Annotated in this window: 16 protein-coding genes; 9 read left to right on the top strand and 7 right to left on the bottom strand. The window is 72.7% G+C overall.

All coding sequences use genetic code 11. From position 1 onward, the window contains the following. Positions 1–9: 9 nt before the first annotated feature. From O1Q96_RS35580 to O1Q96_RS35570, 3 genes are read right to left on the bottom strand one after another with little or no spacing between them, the layout of a single operon-like run. Positions 10–903 carry an aminoglycoside phosphotransferase family protein gene (locus O1Q96_RS35580; protein ID WP_269252064.1) on the bottom strand — a complete coding sequence of 298 codons (894 nt, stop codon included), beginning with the start codon at positions 901–903 and terminating at the stop codon, positions 10–12. Between the two features lie 27 nt (positions 904–930). After that, the gene (locus tag O1Q96_RS35575) at positions 931–1,419 is read right to left on the bottom strand and encodes a ferritin-like domain-containing protein (protein ID WP_269252063.1); all 489 of its coding nucleotides are present in this window, start codon (positions 1,417–1,419) and stop codon (positions 931–933) included. Next, on the bottom strand, positions 1,416–1,964 hold the full coding sequence (locus O1Q96_RS35570) for a hypothetical protein (RefSeq protein WP_269252062.1): 549 nt from the start codon (positions 1,962–1,964) through the stop codon (positions 1,416–1,418). The genes O1Q96_RS35575 and O1Q96_RS35570 overlap by 4 nt, the downstream gene beginning before the upstream one ends. Positions 1,965–2,170: 206 nt before the next feature. Here O1Q96_RS35570 and rimP point away from each other — a divergent pair, with 206 nt between their 5' ends. From rimP to O1Q96_RS35525, 9 genes are all read left to right on the top strand, one after another. Further along, positions 2,171–2,689 (top strand): ribosome maturation factor RimP, encoded by a 519-nt coding sequence (rimP, locus tag O1Q96_RS35565; protein WP_269252061.1) that lies wholly within the window; start codon positions 2,171–2,173, stop codon positions 2,687–2,689. Between the two features lie 2 nt (positions 2,690–2,691). Beyond that, complete coding sequence (gene nusA / locus O1Q96_RS35560) at positions 2,692–3,726, top strand: transcription termination factor NusA (RefSeq protein ID WP_217458024.1); 1,035 nt, start codon at positions 2,692–2,694, stop codon at positions 3,724–3,726. A 102-nt stretch (positions 3,727–3,828) separates the two neighbouring features. After that, positions 3,829–4,125: a YlxR family protein gene (locus tag O1Q96_RS35555; protein ID WP_217458025.1), complete on the top strand. Its 297-nt coding sequence runs from the start codon at positions 3,829–3,831 to the stop codon at positions 4,123–4,125. Between the two features lie 146 nt (positions 4,126–4,271). Then, positions 4,272–7,448: a translation initiation factor IF-2 gene (gene infB / locus O1Q96_RS35550; RefSeq protein ID WP_269252060.1), complete on the top strand. Its 3,177-nt coding sequence runs from the start codon at positions 4,272–4,274 to the stop codon at positions 7,446–7,448. 315 nt (positions 7,449–7,763) lie between these two features. Beyond that, positions 7,764–8,060, top strand: coding sequence for a DUF503 domain-containing protein (locus tag O1Q96_RS35545; RefSeq protein ID WP_217455331.1), 297 nt, complete (start codon positions 7,764–7,766; stop codon positions 8,058–8,060). Between the two features lie 67 nt (positions 8,061–8,127). Then, positions 8,128–8,604, top strand: a complete 477-nt coding sequence (rbfA, locus tag O1Q96_RS35540; protein WP_269252059.1) for a 30S ribosome-binding factor RbfA — start codon at positions 8,128–8,130, stop codon at positions 8,602–8,604. After that, positions 8,601–9,506 carry a tRNA pseudouridine(55) synthase TruB gene (gene truB / locus O1Q96_RS35535; protein ID WP_269252058.1) on the top strand — a complete coding sequence of 302 codons (906 nt, stop codon included), beginning with the start codon at positions 8,601–8,603 and terminating at the stop codon, positions 9,504–9,506. The genes rbfA and truB overlap by 4 nt, the downstream gene beginning before the upstream one ends. A gap of 319 nt (positions 9,507–9,825) precedes the next feature. Then, positions 9,826–13,611: a trypsin-like peptidase domain-containing protein gene (locus tag O1Q96_RS35530; RefSeq protein WP_269252057.1), complete on the top strand. Its 3,786-nt coding sequence runs from the start codon at positions 9,826–9,828 to the stop codon at positions 13,609–13,611. A 134-nt stretch (positions 13,612–13,745) separates the two neighbouring features. After that, entirely contained in the window at positions 13,746–14,702 is a 957-nt protein-coding gene (locus O1Q96_RS35525; RefSeq protein WP_269252056.1) for a bifunctional riboflavin kinase/FAD synthetase, read from the top strand. Positions 14,703–14,788: 86 nt separating this feature from the next. On the opposite strand, the gene O1Q96_RS35520 is transcribed toward O1Q96_RS35525, so the two are convergent. Genes O1Q96_RS35520 through O1Q96_RS35505 form a run of 4 tightly spaced genes read right to left on the bottom strand, consistent with a single transcriptional unit; the run spans position 14,789 to position 18,868 of the window. Then, positions 14,789–15,799, bottom strand: a complete 1,011-nt coding sequence (locus O1Q96_RS35520; RefSeq protein ID WP_269252055.1) for an oligopeptide/dipeptide ABC transporter ATP-binding protein — start codon at positions 15,797–15,799, stop codon at positions 14,789–14,791. Continuing rightward, the gene (locus O1Q96_RS35515; RefSeq protein ID WP_269252054.1) at positions 15,796–16,797 is read right to left on the bottom strand and encodes an ABC transporter ATP-binding protein; all 1,002 of its coding nucleotides are present in this window, start codon (positions 16,795–16,797) and stop codon (positions 15,796–15,798) included. The genes O1Q96_RS35520 and O1Q96_RS35515 overlap by 4 nt, the downstream gene beginning before the upstream one ends. Then, complete coding sequence (locus O1Q96_RS35510; protein ID WP_269252053.1) at positions 16,794–17,804, bottom strand: ABC transporter permease; 1,011 nt, start codon at positions 17,802–17,804, stop codon at positions 16,794–16,796. Before O1Q96_RS35510 ends, O1Q96_RS35515 begins: the two co-directional genes overlap by 4 nt. Beyond that, positions 17,801–18,868, bottom strand: coding sequence for an ABC transporter permease (locus O1Q96_RS35505; protein ID WP_269252052.1), 1,068 nt, complete (start codon positions 18,866–18,868; stop codon positions 17,801–17,803). The genes O1Q96_RS35510 and O1Q96_RS35505 overlap by 4 nt, the downstream gene beginning before the upstream one ends. Positions 18,869–18,906: the final 38 nt, after the last annotated feature.

Raw genomic sequence — 18,906 nt, 5'->3', positions numbered from 1 at the left:
CGGCAGGGCCTACAGCCAGTCGGCGAACTCCAGCAGCAGCTCGGCGTCCCGCGCCCGGCCCACGCGCCGGGCCCGTACGCCCGATTCCACGGCCCGGAACAGGGTCCAGCCGCGCAGCCGCTCCTGGTCCACGTCCAGGGACTCCGCGAGGCGCTTCACCCGGCGACGGGTGGTCGCCGCACCGGACGGCGAGGCGATCAGGTCCTCGACCCGGTCACGGACCAGCCGAGCCAGGTCGAAGGCGCACTCGCCGACCACCGGGTCGGGACCGACGGCCAGCCACGGGCTCCGCTCGCCGGCCAGGACCTTGCTCTGGCGGAAGGTGCCGTGCAGCAGGTGGGCCGCGGGCGCGGACGCCAGCAGCTCCTCGCGGACCGCGAGAGCCGCGTCCACCAGGGGCATCGCCTCCGCGTCGGCGCCCGCCCGCATCGCCCCGGCCTGCCGCCCGGTCCGCTCGGCCACCGTCTCGAAGACATGCCCGGCCGGCGGCTCGACCCACAGCCTGCGCAGCGCCCCCGCCGCCTCCAGCATCGACTTGGCCTCCGGCAGCGACCGCACCGACACATCGGGATGCAGCCGCTCCAGCAGCAGGACGCCCTCGGCGCCGGCCGGCTCCAGGAGGCGTACCGCGCCCAGGCCGTCCCAGTGCGCCAGCGCGGCCCGTTCGCTCTCGGGGCGGGCGCGGCGCGGAGCGAGCTTCAGGACGGCGGGAGTGCCGTCCGGCAGCCGGACGAGGACCACCAGGCTGCTGCGTCCGCCGGGAACCTGCACACGCTCCACGGTCGACTCGCGTAGCGCGACGGCCTGTTGGGCCGCCTGTGGCAGCTCCTCCAGCCAGTCGTCAGCGCCCGGTGCCGCCTCGCCGAGCGCCTTGACGAGACGCTGCGGCGGTTCGAAAGCCATGCGCGAGTCGTTTCCTTCCTGTATGCGTCACCCGGTCCCGGTCGCCGACGCGGTGGACGTGGCCGACCGCTCGGCGAGACCAGGGAAGGCTACGCTCTCGCCGCGCCAGCGCACCGCCCGCACCGCCGCTTCCCGCAGGGCGCCCGCCGCCGCGCGCCGCCGGCCACCGTCGGCGGCCCGGACGAGATCGGAGTACACCCCGGCCACGCGGTCCTCCAGTTCGGCGGCGAGCCGCACCGCCGAGTCCGAGTCCGTCACCGGGAACGGAAGCGCGTAGGCGGCCGCCGCCGGCTCGGGCTTCCCACCCAGGTCGCGCACGTCCCGCGTCAGCTCGTCCCGGCGTGCCCGGTGCGCGTCGTACGCGGCCCGCGCCTCGGTCCGCCGAGCCTCGATGATCCTGCCGCCCACGACTCCGTAGCCGTACACGGCGGCGTGCTCGGCCCCGAGCGCGGCCTGTACGGCCTTCAGCTCCGCCGACGCCTTCGCTTCCACCCGGGCTCTGCCGGAACCGCTCACTTCTCGTCCTCCGTCAGCAAAAACGCGTGCACCGCACCAGCCGCCGCCACCGACGCCAGCAGCCGGGCCAGCTCTCCCGGCACCTCCATGAGCGCCTTCGTGCGCCGGTCCGAGACCTCGCGCTCGGCCGCGGCGAGCCCGGTGAGGGCGTCCTTCTCCACCACCGGTACCTCGGGGGAGGGGGAAGTGCCCGGGGAGGGGGGCGTCGACGCGGACCTCGACGCGGACGCCGCGTCCGAGGCCCGCTCGCCGCCCCCGAACGCCTCGGCGTGCCGGACGACCTCCGCCAGCAGCGGTGACAGACGACCGGTCAGCGTGGGATGCACGGCGAGCACGGCCTCGTACCGCTGCGCGAGCCGCTCGCTGTCGCGGGCCGCACGCGCGCGTGCCCGCACGGCGGCGGCCGTGCTGCCCTTGGTGGTCTCGGAGGGGGAGCCGGAGGCGGAGCAGCCGGCGAGCAGCGCGGTGCCCGCACCGGCGGCCCCGGCGAGCAGGCTCCTTCGGCGCGGCCCCGAAGGGGTGCGCGACGGCAGGGTGAACGGCACGGCAGACGTCCTCGGAGGGCTCGTTCGAACGAAAAGGGCGGCAGGCCCTTGATCACGGTACCCGCGTACCGCCCCCACACCCACCAGCGGCGCCGCCCCGCCGCCCGACGGGCCACGGTGGACGGCAACACCCCCCGGGACCGGATACCCTTTGACCTGACACGCGACCTACCCACAACAGCACACGCGGCCGAGGAGTCACCCGGATGAGCACCACCCAGAGCGAGAGGCTGCGAGAGCTCCTGGAACCGCTCGTCAGCTCGCAGGGACTCGATCTCGAGGAGATCGAAGTGGACTCGGTCGGACGCAAGCGTGTGCTGCGTGTCGTCGTCGACTCCGACGAAGGGGCCGACCTCGACGCCATCGCCGATGTGAGCCGCGCGCTCTCGGCGAAGCTCGACGAGACCGACGCCATGGGCGAGGGCGAGTACACCCTCGAGGTGGGCACCCCCGGCGCCGAGCGCGAACTCGCGGAACACCGTCACTACGTGCGCGCCACCGACCGTCTCGTGAAGTTCCAGCTGGGAGACGGTGACGAGCTGGTCGCCCGGATCATCACGGTCGACGACGAGGGCGTGGACGTCGAGGTGCCCGGCGTGAAGGGGCGCAGGCCCACCGCCAGGAGACTCGCCTTCGAGGACATCGCCAAGGCGCGCGTCCAGGTCGAGTTCAGCCGCAAGGACAAGAAGGACGAGAAGGACATGAAGGAAGAGGAGGAGGCGTAGCCGTGGACATCGACATGAGTGCCCTGCGGGGCCTGGTGCGGGAGAAGGAGATCTCCTTCGACCTGCTGGTCGAGGCGATCGAGTCGGCCCTCCTCATCGCCTACCACCGCACCGAGGGAAGCCGCCGCCACGCGCGCGTCAAGCTCGACCGGGAGACCGGCCACGTGACCGTGTGGGCGAAGGAGGACCCCCAGGACCTGGAGGAGGGGCAGGAGGCACGCGAGTTCGACGACACTCCGTCGGACTTCGGCCGGATCGCCGCCACCACCGCCAAGCAGGTCATCCTGCAGCGCCTGCGGGACGCGGAGGACGACGCGACGCTCGGCGAGTACGCGGGCCGCGAGGGTGACATCGTCACCGGTGTCGTCCAGCAGGGCCGCGACCCGAAGAACGTGCTCGTCGACATCGGCAAGCTGGAGGCCATCCTGCCGGTGCAGGAGCAGGTCCCCGGCGAGTCGTACCAGCACGGCATGCGGCTGCGGTCGTACGTCGTACGGGTGGCGAAGGGTGTGCGCGGTCCGTCCGTGACGCTCTCCCGCACGCACCCGAACCTGGTGAAGAAGCTCTTCGCGCTCGAGGTGCCGGAGATCGCCGACGGGTCCGTCGAGATCGCCGCCATCGCCCGCGAGGCCGGCCACCGCACGAAGATCGCCGTCCGGTCCACCCGGTCCGGCCTGAACGCCAAGGGCGCCTGTATCGGCCCGATGGGCGGCCGCGTGCGCAACGTCATGGCCGAGCTGAACGGTGAGAAGATCGACATCGTCGACTGGTCGGACGACCCCGCGGACATGGTGGGCAACGCGCTCTCCCCGGCCCGGGTCTCCAAGGTCGAGGTCGTCGACCTCGCGGCCCGCTCCGCGCGCGTGACGGTCCCCGACTACCAGCTGTCGCTGGCGATCGGCAAGGAAGGGCAGAACGCCCGGCTCGCCGCCCGTCTGACCGGCTGGCGCATCGACATCCGCCCGGACACCGAGCAGACCGGTGAACAGGGCGGTGAAGGGCCCGGCGAACGCACCCGGGAACGTACCGGGGAATAGATCCAAGCCGCAGGTGGCTCAGATCACGACAGTTTCGTGCGCGGCAACTGTTCGATACCTGCCCCAAAGGGGTGGGGTCGGTGCAGGGAGGTAGACTTAAGAGTGTCTGGCCGGACGCATGCCCGAGCATGCCCTGAACGCACCTGTGTGGGGTGCCGGGAGCGAGCGGCCAAGACCGATCTGCTGCGTACCGTTGCGGCCGAGGGCGAATGCGTCCCCGATCCGCGCGGTACGCTGCCCGGCCGGGGTGCGTACGTACACCCCGCCCTGGTCTGTCTCGACCTGGCGGTCCGCCGCCGGGCGTTCACGAGGGCGCTGCGTGCCCCGGGAGCGCTCGACACAAAGGCGTTGCGCCATTACGTCGAGCGACAGACAGTTGCTGAGCAGGCAACACCGTAAAACGTGTCGCACGGAACCCCGTGCGGCCCTGGTACCCCGCGAGTTGGAAGTAGGTCGAGATTGCGATGAGCACTCGATGAGCACGCGATGAGTACGCCCATGAAGTAGCGACGGTCCGGACGCAACCCGGACCTAAAAGGAGCGAAGTGGCTAAGGTCCGGGTATACGAACTCGCCAAGGAGTTCGGGGTGGAGAGCAAGGTCGTCATGGCCAAGCTCCAAGAACTCGGTGAATTTGTCCGTTCGGCGTCCTCGACGATCGAGGCGCCCGTAGTACGCAAGCTGACCGACGCCCTGCAGCAGGGCAACGGCGGCGGCAAGCCCGCCCCGCGCAAGGCCGCACCGGCCAGGCCGGGTGCCCCCTCTCCCGCGCAGGCCGCCCGTCCGGGTCCGGCAGCACCGCGCCCGCCGGCCCCGAAGCCGGCCGCCGCGGAGACGCCCGCGTCCCCGGCGGCTCCGGCCACCGGTGCGCGTCCGACGCCGGGCCCCAAGCCCGCGCCGAAGCCCGCCCCGGCCTCTCCGGCCCCGGCTGCGCCCGAGTTCACGGCGCCGCCCGCGGCTCCCGCCGCTCAGGCTCCGGCAGCCCCGGCCCCGGCGGCGAACCCGCGTCCGGCCGGTGCCCGTCCCGGTGCCCCGAAGCCCGGTGTCCGTCCGGCCGGCCCCGCACAGGGCGGTCAGGGTGGTCCCGGTCAGGGCCGTGGCGAGCGCAGTGACCGCGGCGACCGCGGTGACCGTCAGGGCGCCCCGCGTCCCGGTGGCCAGGGCACGCGTCCCGGCGGTCGTCCCGCCGGCCCGCGCCCGGGCAACAACCCGTTCACCTCTGGTGGCTCCACCGGCATGGCGCGCCCGCAGGCGCCCCGTCCGGGCGGCGCCCGTCCCGGTCCCGGTGGGCCCGGCGGCGCCGGTGCCCCGGGCGCTCCGCGTCCCCAGGGCGCGGGCCAGGACCGTGGTCCCCGTCCGCAGGGTGGTCCCGGTGGCGCTCCGCGTCCCGGCGGCGGCCCCGGCGGCAACCGTCCGAGCCCGGGCGGCATGCCCCGTCCGCAGGGTGGTCCCGGTGGCGCTCCGCGTCCCGGCGGCGGCCCCGGCGGCAACCGTCCCAACCCCGGCATGATGCCGCAGCGTCCCGCTGCGGGCAGCCCGCGTCCCGGCGGTGGCCCTGGTGGCCGCGGTCCCGGTGGCGGCGGTGGCCGTCCCGGTGGCGGTGGTGGCGGCGGTCGTCCCGGTGGCGGCGGTTTCGCCGGCCGTCCGGCCGGTCCCGGTGGCGGTGGCGGCGGTTTCGCCGGTCGTCCCGGTGGTCCCGGTGGCGGTGGCGGCGGTTTCGCCGGTCGTCCGGGTGGCGGCGGTGGCGGTCGTCCCGGCTTCGGTGGTCGTCCCGGTGGTCCGGGTGGCCGTGGTGGCACGCAGGGCGCCTTCGGCCGTCCCGGCGGTCCCGCGCGTCGTGGCCGCAAGTCGAAGCGGCAGAGGCGCCAGGAGTACGAGGCCATGCAGGCCCCGTCGGTCGGCGGCGTCATGCTGCCTCGCGGCAACGGACAGTCCGTCCGCCTGTCGCGCGGTGCCTCGCTCACCGACTTCGCCGAGAAGATCGGCGCCAACCCGGCGTCGCTCGTCGGCGTGATGATGAACCTCGGTGAGATGGTCACTGCCACGCAGTCCGTCTCCGACGAGACGCTGAAGCTCCTCGCGGACGAGATGAACTTCGTCCTCGAGATCGTCAGCCCCGAGGAGGAGGACCGCGAGCTGCTCGAGTCCTTCGACATCGAGTTCGGTGAGGACGAGGGCGACGAGGAGGACCTGGTGGTCCGCCCGCCGGTCGTGACCGTCATGGGTCACGTCGACCACGGTAAGACCCGACTGCTCGACACCATCCGCAAGACGAACGTCGTCGCGGGCGAGGCCGGCGGCATCACCCAGCACATCGGTGCGTACCAGGTGGCCACCGAGGTCAACGGTGAAGAGCGCAGGATCACCTTCATCGACACCCCGGGTCACGAGGCGTTCACCGCCATGCGTGCCCGTGGTGCCAAGTCGACCGACATCGCGATCCTCGTGGTGGCGGCCAACGACGGTGTGATGCCCCAGACGATCGAGGCGCTGAACCACGCCAAGGCGGCCGACGTGCCGATCGTGGTCGCGGTCAACAAGATCGACGTCGAGGGTGCGGACCCGACCAAGGTGCGCGGTCAGCTCACCGAGTTCGGTCTGGTGGCCGAGGAGTACGGCGGCGACACGATGTTCGTCGACATCTCCGCCAAGCAGGGCCTCAACATCGAGAGCCTGCTGGAGGCCGTGGTCCTCACCGCGGACGCCTCGCTCGACCTGCGGGCCAACCCGGAGCAGGACGCGCAGGGCATCGCGATCGAGTCCCACCTCGACCGTGGCCGTGGTGCCGTCTCGACGGTCCTGGTCCAGCGCGGCACGCTGCGCATCGGCGACACGATGGTGGTCGGCGACGCGTACGGCCGTGTCCGGGCGATGCTCGACGACAACGGCAAGAACGTCGAGGAAGCGGGTCCGTCGACCCCCGTCCTGGTCCTGGGTCTCACCAACGTCCCCGGCGCCGGCGACAACTTCCTGGTCGTCGACGAGGACCGCACGGCGCGTCAGATCGCCGAGAAGCGCGCGGCGCGTGAGCGCAACGCCAACTTCGCCCGGCGCGGAGTCCGGTTCTCCCTGGAGAACCTGGACGAGGCCCTCAAGGCCGGTCTGGTGCAGGAACTCAACCTCATCATCAAGGGCGACGCGTCCGGTTCGGTGGAGGCTCTCGAGTCCTCGCTGCTCCAGCTCGACGTCGGCGAAGAGGTCGACATCCGCGTCCTGCACCGCGGCGTGGGTGCGGTCACCGAGTCGGACATCGACCTGGCGACCGGCTCCGACGCGATCGTCATCGGCTTCAACGTCCGCGCTGCGGGCCGCGCGGCGCAGATGGCGGAGCGCGAGGGCGTCGACGTCCGCTACTACTCGGTGATCTACCAGGCCATCGAGGAGATCGAAGCGGCCCTCAAGGGCATGCTCAAGCCGGAGTACGAAGAGGTCGAGCTCGGTACGGCGGAGATCCGCGAGGTCTTCCGCTCGTCCAAGCTGGGCAACATCGCCGGTGTGCTGGTCCGCTCCGGCGAGGTCAAGCGCAACACCAAGGCGCGGTTGCTGCGCGATGGCAAGGTCATCGCGGAGAGCCTCAACATCTCCGGTCTGCGTCGCTTCAAGGACGATGTCACCGAGATCCGCGAAGGGTTCGAGGGCGGTATCAACCTCGGAAACTTCAACGACATCAAGATCGACGACGTCATCGCGACGTACGAGATGCGCGAGAAGCCGCGCGGCTAGTCAGCGGCTGGCTGAACCGGTGCCGGGGTTGGCCGGCGAGGACACGTCCTCGCCGGCCGGCCCCCGCCGGGTTTCTGGGGCTCTGCCCCGGGCCCCGTTCGTTCGTGCCGGGTGCAGGTTCGTTGCGGCCGGTCGCGCAGTTCCCCGCGCCCCTGGAGGGCGCGGGCTGCTGTGCCCCAGGAATGGGACGGGCAGGGGCGGCGGGGGTGAAAACCCCGTCGAGCGGATCGGTCGTTCGTTGTACGGTTCTGGTGTCGCCGCCAAGAGTTTGGCGGGGCCACCTATCCCGTACCGGCGGGACATCCGGACACACCTATGTACGTGGGGACTCTGTCCTTCGATCTCCTCCTCGGCGACGTACGGTCGCTGAAGGAGAAACGCTCCGTCGTCCGCCCCATCGTGGCCGAACTCCAACGCAAGTACGCGGTGAGCGCGGCGGAGGTGGATCTCATGGACCTCCATCGCAGGGCCGTCATCGGACTGGCGGTGGTCTCCGGGGACACCGGGCACCTGACCGACGTACTGGACCGGTGCGAGCGCCTGGTCGCCGGGCGTCCCGAGGTGGAGCTGCTGTCCGTGAGGCGGCGGCTGCACGGGGAAGACGACGACTGAGCGTATGCAGCGTGCGGCGACGTGGATCGGCCGTACACAGAACAGTAAGAAAGAGGGAGACGGACCAGTGGCCGACAACGCGCGGGCGAAGAGGCTGGCGGACCTCATCCGAGAGGTGGTGGCCAAGAAGCTGCAGCGCGGGATCAAGGACCCGCGGCTCGGTTCGCATGTGACCATCACGGACACCCGGGTCACCGGGGACCTCCGGGAGGCGACCGTCTTCTACACGGTGTACGGGGACGACCAGCAGCGTGCCGAGGCCGCCGCGGGCCTGGAGAGCGCCAAGGGCGTGCTCCGCTCGGCGGTCGGCGCGGCGGCGGGCGTGAAGTTCACGCCGACGCTCACCTTCATGGCGGACGCCCTGCCGGACACCGCCAAGACCATCGAGGATCTGCTCGACAAGGCACGGGCCAAGGACGCCGAGGTGCGCGAGGTCTCGGCCGGCGCCGCCTTCGCCGGTGACGCCGACCCGTACAAGAAGCCGGACGACGAGCCCGACGACGACACGGACGGCGACGAGACGGACGGCGACGCCGCTAAATGACGCAGAAGCAGAAGACGCCCGACGGCCTTGTCATCGTCGACAAGCCGTCGGGCTTCACTTCGCACGACGTGGTCGCCAAGATGCGCGGGATCGCGAAGACCCGCCGGGTCGGACACGCGGGCACCCTCGACCCCATGGCGACGGGCGTGCTCGTCCTCGGTGTCGAGAAGGCGACCAAGCTTCTCGGGCACCTCGCGCTGACCGAGAAGGAGTACCTGGGCACGATCCGGCTCGGGCAGAACACCCTGACGGACGACGCCGAGGGCGACCTCACCTCGTCGACCGACGCCTCCAAGGTGACGCGGGACGCCGTCGACGCCGGGATCGCCAAGCTCAGCGGCGACATCATGCAGGTGCCGTCCAAGGTCAGCGCCATCAAGATCGACGGCGTGCGCTCGTACAAGCGGGCCCGCGAGGGCGAGGACTTCGAGATCCCGGCCCGTCCGGTACGGATCTCCTCGTTCGCCGTGTACGACGTCCGGGAGGCCGTGGCCGACGACGGCACAGCCGTCCTGGACCTGGTCGTCTCCGTCGTCTGCTCGTCCGGTACGTACATCCGTGCCCTCGCCCGTGACCTGGGCGCCGACCTGGGTGTCGGCGGCCATCTGACGGCGCTGCGGCGCACCCGCGTCGGCCCGTACAAGCTCGACTCCGCCCGTACCCTCGACCAGCTCCAGGAGGAGCTGACCGTGATGCCGATGGCGGAGGCCGCCACCGCCGCGTTCCCCCGGTGGGACGTGGACACGAGGCGCGCGCAGCTGCTGACGAACGGCGTGCGGCTGGAGATGCCCGAGGAGTACGCCGGGGCCGGTGCCGTCGGGGTGTTCGATCCCCAGGGCCGGTTCCTGGCGCTGGTGGAGCAGCAGAAGGGCAAGGCCAAGAGCCTCGCGGTGTTCGGCTGACAGCTGGTGGCCGGACCGGCCGGGGCCGGTGGCGCCCGGTCGCCGCTCTCGTCGGCCGGAGCGCTTGTCATCGTCGTGGAGCGGCGTTCACGGGGTCGCTTGTGCCCGCCGCTCCACTGTCCCCCTCGGTTCCCCCACCCAGAGGTGTATCCATCCACCCTCCTCTATTCACCCGTCCGGGCAGGCGCTCGGAGTGAACCGGGGGAGCGGGAGGGGGCTCGTTCGGCTCGGGATCTGTCGCGTCTGATCACCTCGCGCCTACCGTCGGAATCGAAGCGCCGATAGCACGGTGCGGCGCGCGCGGCGGGGAGGTTCGAGCATGGCGGGACGGGGCCCGCGGGCCGGAGGCCGTCATCAGGCACCGGACGCCGCCCGGGAGGGGCCGGATCGCGTCGGGGAAGCACCGGACCGGTCCCTGGTGCGGATCTGCGACCTGGCCGGACGGCCGCGCGGCGCCGGGTTCGTCGCGGACCACCACGGCACGGTGGTCACCAGCCACGAGGCGGTCGACGGTCTCGCCCGTCTCCTTCTGTACGTCCCCGCCGGGAACCGCACCTGCCTGGTCACGGCCGACTCGGTCACCGCTCTCCCCTCCCTCGGCCTGGCCCTCGTCCGCTGTGACGGCCTGGGCCTCCACCCGCTCCCGATCACCGTCCGGGACTCCGTCGAGACCGGCAGGTACGTCCGTATCGCGGCGGGCGGCTGGCGGGAGGCCCGTGTGCTGGGCTCGTCCGCCGTGACGTACACGGCGACCGACCGCTTCCACCTCCTGGACACAGCGCTGGAGCTGGCGATCGGCACGGCCGGCAGCGACGCGCTGCGGCTCGGGGGCGGCGCGGCCGGGGGACCGGTCGTCGACGCGGCCACCGGTGCGGTGGTCGCCGTCCTGGGCACGGCACTTCACTCCGGGCGACAGGTCGGGGGCTTCGCCGTGCCGCTGTCCGCGGGCCGCCCGGCTCCCGGCGGTGCGCTGGCCGAGCTGCTGGCCCGCAACGCCGCGACGGTGCCCGCGTACGGGGACGACCTCAACCTCGCGGGCGTACTGGAACTGACGGCCGCGGTGCCACCCCCGCCGGGTTCCGAGGGACTTCCGCACGGCGTCGAACGGCCCTGTGCGGCAAGGGAGTTCACTGCCTTCGCCCAGAGCCCGTGCACCGTCCTGGGGCTCGTCGGCGCGCCCGGCAGCGGTCGTACGACGGAACTGGCGGCGCTGGCCGCCGGGCGGGGCCAGGGTCCCGAACCGGCCCCGACCCTGTGGTTGCGCGGAGCCGATCTGCTGGCCACCGACTCGTCGGTGGCCGACGCGGCGCGCAGGGCCCTGGAGCGGGCGGGACGGATCGTGGCGGCGACGACGGCGACAGCCACGACTACGGCGACGGCGACGGCTAAGGCGGCCGCGGATGGGGATGCGATGGGGGCTGAGGCCGTGACCGTTCCTGTGCGGGCAGGAGGTTCCGCGCATACGCCTGCGTCGGCGCCTGGTGGTCCGTCCGTGATCGCGGCCGAGGCCGAGGCCGAGGTCGCGGTCTCCGGTGACGGGGCGGCGGGCGTGGAGGCCGGGCGCGGGCGAGGAGAGCTCCCGGACATCGGTCCCGAGCGGCTGGCCCGTCTCTCCGTGGACGCCGGGAGGCCTCTCCTGCTGCTCCTCGACAACCCCGAGGAAATGCCGCCGGGTCTCGCCGACCGCCTGCCGGACTGGGCCGCCGGTACCGCCGTCTGGCTGGGGGAGCACGGGGTGCGTCTCGTCATGGCCTGCCGGGACGAGTACTGGGAGCGGGCAGGGGCCGCGTTCCCGCAGGAGCTGTTGTACGGGGCGCGGTCGGGCGCGGACGAGGTCCCCGGCGGGTTCCCCTGCGTCCGACTCGGGGACCTGGAGGAGGACGAGGCACGCGAGGCGCGGGCCTGGTACGGGATTCCGGAGGGGGCCCTGGACGGAGCCGACGCGCGGCACCCGCTGACGCTGCGGCTGCTGTCGGAGGTACGGGCCGCGATGCCCGGCGCCCCGGTCGGGAGGACGGACCGGGACCAGGTCTTCGCCGCCTACCTCGACCTGATGTGTCTACGGGTGGCCGTGCGGCTCGCGACGGTGAACGGGCTGCGGGGGACGGCGGTGCGGCGCCTCGCGGCCAGGGTCTCGGGGCAGGTGCACGTGGCCGCCCGGCGGTGTCTGGGCCCGGGGGAGGGGGAGCTGGACCGGGCGGCGTTCGAGACCGTGTTCCCGTGGGGCCCGGTGCCGGACCGGCGGCTGGGCGGATGCGCCGGATGGGCGTCCGCCGTGCTCACCGAGGGCCTGCTCATGCCCGCCGGGGACGGCTACCGCTTCGTCCACGGGGAGTTCGCCGACTGGCTCCAGGGCATGCACCTCGACCTGGACGCCGCGCTCCAGGCCCTGACGCGGCGCCACGACACCGACCGCCGGGACGGCCCCGAGCACGTCGCCGCCGTCCCACGCCACCGCATCGGCCCCGTACGGCAGGCGCTGCTTCTCCTGCCGGGGCAACAGGGACACGACCACCTCACCCTCCGGCTGCGCGAACTCCTCCACGCGGTCGACGAACCGGCCGCCCTGGCCGACGACACGGACGCGGAGTCGGACGTGGAGTCGGACGTGGAGTCGGACGCGGACTCCGGGGCCGGGACCGGAACCGGGAAGGAGGACGGGGCCTGGTGGCCCACCCGTCTCCTCAGGGACGTACTGCTCGGGGTGCCCGACGCGACCCCGTATCTCGGTGTGCTGCGGCATCTCGCCGAGCATGTGGTGAGGTGGCGGGCCGAAGGGCGTGCCGTGCCAGGGGAGTTCGGCCCCGGCTTCTGGCGCCGGCTGCCCCTGCCGCAGGCGCACCGCTTCGACCTGCTGAGGCGCCTCGTCGTCGCCGACGAGGCACCGCCGGCCACCCGACCGCGCTACCTGGACGCCGTGTCCGAGCTCCTCGTCGCCGACCCGGCCGGTGTTCAGCCGCACCTCACCCACTGGTTCGACGACGACCGCACGCTCCCCGCGACCCCTGACGCCACCGTCGCCACCGCCGCCCAGGCACTGCTCCACACTTACCGGCGCCGCGCCCTGGACGACCTGACCGAGGCGCTGGCCGACAGCGGGCACGCGCGCGCGGACGAGCTGCTGGACGTCCTCGCGGAGGACGAGCCGTCCGCCCTGTGCCGCGCGGTCGACCGCTGGGCGCACGACGAGCGCCCGGCCCGGCGAGCGGCGGCGATGACGTACGGGCTGCGCGCCGCGCCGCACGTACGCACCGACGCCGACCGGGAGCTGCTGCGCTATGCCGCCCTCACCCTGCTCACCCACCCCGGCGACCGCGCCCTGCACGGGAGCGCCCTGGCGCTGCTGGTCCGCGATCCGCACACCCGGGCCCGGTACCTGCCGCAGGCGCTGGCCCGCTTCAGGGCCCGCGACCCGCGGTTGCCCCCGAGCGCGCTGGTCACCGCGCTGGAGACGCACCCGGACCCGGTGCTGGCCGCGTTCCACGACCGCCTGGGGGAACCGGACGCCGGTGATGCGCTGCGCACCCTCGCCGAGGTCACGACACCCGCACCGGCCCGCCGTGTCGCCGCCCTCGTACGCGACGTCGTGGCGCGGCGCCCGGAGACGGCCGCGCACGTGGCGGTGTACGTCGAGCGTCGGCTCGAGCAGGGGCATGACGCCCGTGCCCTGCTCCTCCCCCTCGTGACGGGGCTGCTCGACGACGGCGGGCCGCGGTTGCGGGCCGCGCTCGCCGAGGTGTTCGCGGCACCGGGCACGCCCGGCTCACGCCCGCTGCGGCGCGAGTTCCTGGACCTCCTGCTGACGCACGAACGCGATCCGGTGGTCCTGGACGCGCTCGTACGGGCCGCCGCGGAGGGCGCCGTCCACAACGGCGAGGAGTACACCCGTGCCCTGATCCACAGCGTGGGCCTGCTGCTCGTACGCACCCCGGACGGTGCCACCCGCTTCGACCGAGCGCTCGTCGACCTCGGCCGCGGTGTCCCCGGTTTCGCTCCTCTCGTCATCCGCTGGCTGACCGCCACGCCCGAGGACTGGTCCACCGTGATCGGGCCCAGCACGGGTCGCACGATGGAGAACCTCGCGGGGGCACGGGTCCCCGTGTGACCCCCGCTCCTGCCGCCGTCACGTGCCCCCTGTCACAGGGCCCATGCCGATGCGGGGCGAGAGGGCGCGGCATGGCACCCTTAGAGCTGCGTATGAGGCAGACACGGACACGGGTTCGACGAGGAGCGGTCACAGTGCAGCGCTGGCGTGGCTTGGAGGACATCCCCCAGGACTGGGGGCGCAGCATCGTCACCATCGGCTCGTACGACGGAGTCCACCGCGGACACCAGCTGATCATCAGCCATGCCGTGGAGCGGGCGCGTGGCCTGGGAGTTCCGTCCGTCGTCGTCACCTTCGACCCGCACCCGAGCGAGGTCGTCCGCCCCGGCAGCCATCCGCCGCTGCTCGCCCCGCACCACCGCCGTGCCGAGCTGATGGCCGAACTGGGCGTGGACGCGCTGCTCATCCTGCCCTTCACGACCGAGTTCTCGAAGCTGTCGCCCGCCGACTTCGTGGTGAAGGTCCTCGTCGACAAGCTGCACGCCAAGGCCGTCGTCGAGGGCCCCAACTTCCGCTTCGGTTACAAGGCCGCCGGCAACGTCGCCTTCCTCACCGAGCAGGGCAAGACGTACGACTTCGAGGTCGACGTGGTGGATCTGTACGTGACCGGCGAGGCCGGCGGCGGCGAGCCCTTCTCCTCGACCCTCACCCGGCGACTGGTCGCCGAGGGCGATCTCGAAGGGGCCCACGAGATCCTCGGCCGCCCGCACCGCGTCGAGGGCATCGTCGTCCGCGGCGCCCAGCGAGGCCGCGAACTCGGCTTCCCCACTGCCAACGTCGAGACCCTCCCGCACACCGCGATCCCCGCCGACGGCGTCTACGCGGGCTGGCTGCACGCGCAGGGCGAGGCGATGCCCGCCGCGATCTCCGTCGGCACGAACCCCCAGTTCGACGGCACCGAGCGCACGGTCGAGGCGTACGCCATCGACCGCGTGGGGCTCGACCTGTACGGCCTGCACGTGGCCGTCGACTTCCTGGCCTTCGTGCGCGGGCAGGCGAAGTTCGACTCCATCGAGGCGCTGCTCGTGGCGATCTCCGACGACGTCAAGCGGTCGCGGGAGTTGATCGAGGCGTACGACGGCGGGCGGTAGGCTCGCCGCCTCGTGGTTGGTCTGCCGACGCTGCTGGGTTTTCGGCTGCGGGTTCGGCGGGGCTTGTCGCGCGGTTCACCGCGCCCCTAGAGGGGCGCCTTGGTCCGGGCCCAGTGGCACGCCACCTGCGCCCCACCGCCCCCGTCCAGTACCGGCAGGTCCTTCCCGCGGCACGCGTCCGCGACCCCCGCGCGCTCGGCCTCCCCGCCCGCCAGGACCTGGCAGCGCGCGTGGAAGCGGCAGCCGGAGGGGATGCGGGACGGGTCCGGGGGCTCGCCGGTGAGGACGACCGGATCTCCGGGAGCCTCGGGCAGGACCGACAACAGGGCCTGCGTGTAGGGGTGCTGAGGTGCCGTCAGGACGTCCTCCACCGCTCCCGTCTCGACGATCCGGCCCAGGTACATCACCGCGACCCGGTCCGCGATGTTCCAGGCGAGACCCAGGTCGTGTGTCACCACCAGGGCCGACAGGCCGAGTTCGGAGCGCAGCCGCAGCAGCAGGGCCAGGATCTCGCCACGCACCGACGCGTCCAGCGACGCCACCGGCTCGTCCGCGACGATGAGTTCGGGCTCCAGGACGAGCGCGCCCGCGATGACCACACGCTGGCGCTGACCTCCCGAGAGTTCGTGCGGATAGCGCAGGAAGAACCGCTCCGGCGGGCGAAGTCCGGCCCGTGACAGGGCAGTCGAGACCGCCTCGCGTTCGTCGCCTCCGTACGCGTGGATGCGCAGCCCCTCCGCCACCGCGTCGTACACCGTGTGCCGGGGGTTCAGCGAGCCGCTCGGGTCCTGGAGCACCAGCTGGGCGCGTCTGCGGTACGCCTTGAGGGCGCGCGAGGAGTAGTCGAGGGGGCGGCCCGCGAAGGTGACCCGGCCCTCCGTCGGCGGGACGAGACCGAGGAGCGAGCGTGCCAGGGTCGTCTTGCCGCAGCCCGACTCGCCGACCAGCGCGACGATCTCACCGGGCCGGACGTCCAGGTCCACACCGTCGACGGCCCGCGCCCGGGCGCTGTCGCCGCGCCGGGCGGGGAAGACGACATGAAGGCCCTGGGCGCTCAGCAGGGGAGCCGCTGGGTCCGAAGCGGTCGTCCTCGTCATGTGGTGCTCCTCGCTTCTTCCGCCACGGCCACCGGACCGGCGTGTACGCAGGCCGCCGAGCGGCCCGGGTCTGCCGCCCGCAGCGCCGGGTCCTGCACGGCGCACGAGTCAAGTGCCACCGCGCACCGCGGGTGGAACGCACAGCCGGACGGCAGCGCGGACGGATCGGGCGGATCCCCCGGCAGCCCGCGCGGCGCGAACCGCGACCCGGCGTCCCCGATCCGCGGGAAGGCCGCCGACAGCGCCTTCCCATAGGGGTGCCGGGCGTCCTCGTACACCTGCCGTGCCGGGCCCTCCTCCACCACCCGTCCCGCGTACATCACCGCGAGCCGGTCGCAGGTGTCGGACAGGACGGCCAGGTCGTGGCTGATCATCACCAGGCCCAACTCCTGTTCGGACACGAGCTGTTGGAGAAGCCTCAGGATCTGCGCCTGGATCATCACGTCGAGCGCGGTGGTCGGTTCGTCGGCGATGACCAACCGGGGGCCGCAGGCCAGGGCCATCGCGATCATCACGCGCTGACGCTGGCCGCCGGACAGCTCGTGCGGGTACGCGGACGCCCGCGCCGCCGGAAGACCCACCTGCTCCAGCAGTTCGCCGGCCTTCTTCCGGGCGCCCGCCGGGGTCGCCTTCCTGTGCAGCAGGACGGGCTCGGCGATCTGGTCCCCGACGCGGTGCACGGCGTTCAGCGAGTGCATCGCGCCCTGGAAGACGATCGAGGCCCCGGCCCAGCGGACCGCCCGTACCCGCCCCCATTTCATGGTCAGCACGTCCTCGCCGTCGAGGAGGATGCGCCCGCTGACCCGGGCCCCGGGCGGCAGCAGCCGCAGCAGGGCCAGCGCCAGCGTGGACTTGCCGCAGCCGGACTCGCCCGCGATGCCGACCTTCTGGCCGGCGTCCACGGTGAGGTTCACGCCGCGCACGGCGGCCACCCCTCCGGCGTACGTCACGTCGAGGTCCCGTACGTCCAGCAGGTGTCGTGCGGTCGGCGCGCTCAACGGGCCACCCCCAGCTTGGGATTGAGGACGGACTCGACGGCCCGCCCGCACAGGGTGAAGGCGAGGGCCACGACGGCGATGGCGATGCCCGGCGGCACGAGGTACCACCACTTCCCGGCGCTGACCGCGCCCGCCTCTCGCGCGTCCTGGAGCAGGCCGCCCCACGAGACGACCGTCGGGTCGCCGAGGCCGAGGAAGGCGAGCGTCGCCTCGGCGAGGATCGCGGAGGAGATGATCAGGGTCGTCTGCGCCAGCACCAGCGGCATGACGTTGGGCAGGACGTGACGGGACATGACGTGCCAGTGGCCGCCGCCGAGGGCCTTCGCCCGTTCGATGTACGGCCTGGCCTCCACGCCGAGGGTCTGCGCCCGCACCAGCCGTGCCGTCGTCGGCCACGTCGTGACACCGATCGCCAGGATGATCGTGCCGAGCGAGCGGGACATCACGGTCGCGAGCGCGATCGCGAGCACCAGCGTCGGCATGACCAGGAACCAGTCGGTGATCCGCATCAGCACCGTCGCGTACCAGCCGCGGAAGTGGCCGGCGGTGATACCGATGAGCGCTCCGATCGCGACCGAGAGGACGGCCGCGAGCAGGCCCACGAGCAGCGAGATACGTGACCCCCACACCACCAGCCCGAGCAGGCTGCGCCCGAACTGGTCGGTGCCCAGCGGGAATTCGAGGCTGGGACTCTCCATGGGCCGCCCCGGCGCGTCCGTCACGCTCTGCACGCCGGAACCGACGGTCAGCGGCGCGGTGAGCGCGATCAGGGCGAACAGCGCGAGCGCCGCCAGGCCGAAGAGCCCCGAGCGGTGCGTGCGGTACCGCTGCCAGAAGCGGGCGGCGGAGGCACGGCGGCGCTGCCGGGCGAGGGCGCGGGGCCCGGCCTTCGCCGCCGGGGCGGCGCCCGGGGAGGGCGGCGAGGCCGTCCCCGGGGGAGCCGGTGAAGGAGAAGGCGGGGGAGCCGCGTCGGACGTCATCGGCTCGTCCGGGTCCGTCGTCGTCATCGGCCCACCCTCGGGTCGAGCAGTGGATAGATCAGGTCGGCGAGGGTGTTCATCACGATCACCGCGGCGGCGAAGACGAAGAACAGCCCCTGCACCAGCGGCAGGTCCGGCACGCTCAGCGCCTGGTAGAACAGGCCGCCCAGCCCCGGCCACGAGAAGACCGTCTCGACGAGGATCACGCCCGCGACGGTCCGGCCGAGGTTGATGAAGATCAGCGTCATCGTCGGCAGCAGGGCGTTCGGCACGGCGTGCCGTCGGCGTACGAGATCGTCCCGCAGCCCCTTGGCCCGCGCGGTGGTCAGATAGTCGCTGCCCATCTCGTCGAGCAGGGCCGAGCGGGTGACCAGCAGCGTCTGCCCGTACTCGACCGCGACCAGTGTCACGACGGGCAGGACGAGGTGATGGGCGACGTCGAGGACGTACGCGAAGCCCTCCTGGTCGCCGGACTCCATGCCGCCTGTCGGGAAGAGGCCGGGGATCGGCCCGACACCGACGGAGAAGACGATGATCATCAGCAGCCCGAGCCAGAACGACGGGATCGAGTAGAGGGTCAGCGCCAGGCCGGTGTTGAGCCGGTCCCCGAGGCCGCCGTTGCGCCAGGCGGCCCTGGTGCCGAGGTAGACACCGAGCACCGTGTAGAGCACGAACGACGTGCCCGTGAGCAGCAGCGTGTTCGGCAGAGCCTCGGTGATCTTGTCGATGACCGGTGCCCGGAACTGGTACGAGGTGCCGAGATCGCCGGTGAGGGCCTTGCCGCAGTAGTCGGTGAACTGCTCCCACAGCGCCAGATCGAGCCCGAACTCCCGTCGGTAGGCCGCCAGTTGCTCGGCCGACACCTGGCGCCCACCCGTCATGAACTTCACCGGGTCGCCGGGGATCAGCCGGAAGAGGAAGAAGCTGGTGACGAGGACGGCGAGCAGGGAGACGGCCGCGCCGCCCAGCTTGCCTGCCACGTACCGCGGGTACGCGGAGCCGCGTACCCGTGGCCCGCGGACCGTCGGCGGCCCGGCCTCCGCCGGACCGCCGGTCTTCCCGACCAGCGAGGGTGTCGCTTCAGCGGTCATGAACGGCTCTCACTACTCGGCCACTCCCGGCTATGCGG

Source organism: Streptomyces aurantiacus, assembly GCF_027107535.1.
Lineage (GTDB): Bacteria > Actinomycetota > Actinomycetes > Streptomycetales > Streptomycetaceae > Streptomyces.
This window is presented reverse-complemented; position numbering and strand designations above follow the sequence as displayed.

Bases quoted from the DNA above. Each gene is read 5' to 3' on its own strand.
- O1Q96_RS35530 (WP_269252057.1), top strand. From the start codon at position 9,826: ATGGCGGGACGGGGCCCGCGGGCCGGAGGCCGTCATCAGGCACCGGAC.
- O1Q96_RS35520 (WP_269252055.1), bottom strand. From the start codon at position 15,799: ATGACGAGGACGACCGCTTCGGACCCAGCGGCTCCCCTGCTGAGCGCC.
- O1Q96_RS35510 (WP_269252053.1), bottom strand. From the start codon at position 17,804: ATGACGACGACGGACCCGGACGAGCCGATGACGTCCGACGCGGCTCCC.
- O1Q96_RS35580 (WP_269252064.1), bottom strand. From the start codon at position 903: ATGGCTTTCGAACCGCCGCAGCGTCTCGTCAAGGCGCTCGGCGAGGCG.
- truB (WP_269252058.1), top strand. From the start codon at position 8,601: ATGACGCAGAAGCAGAAGACGCCCGACGGCCTTGTCATCGTCGACAAG.
- rimP (WP_269252061.1), top strand. From the start codon at position 2,171: ATGAGCACCACCCAGAGCGAGAGGCTGCGAGAGCTCCTGGAACCGCTC.
- O1Q96_RS35505 (WP_269252052.1), bottom strand. From the start codon at position 18,868: ATGACCGCTGAAGCGACACCCTCGCTGGTCGGGAAGACCGGCGGTCCG.
- O1Q96_RS35545 (WP_217455331.1), top strand. From the start codon at position 7,764: ATGTACGTGGGGACTCTGTCCTTCGATCTCCTCCTCGGCGACGTACGG.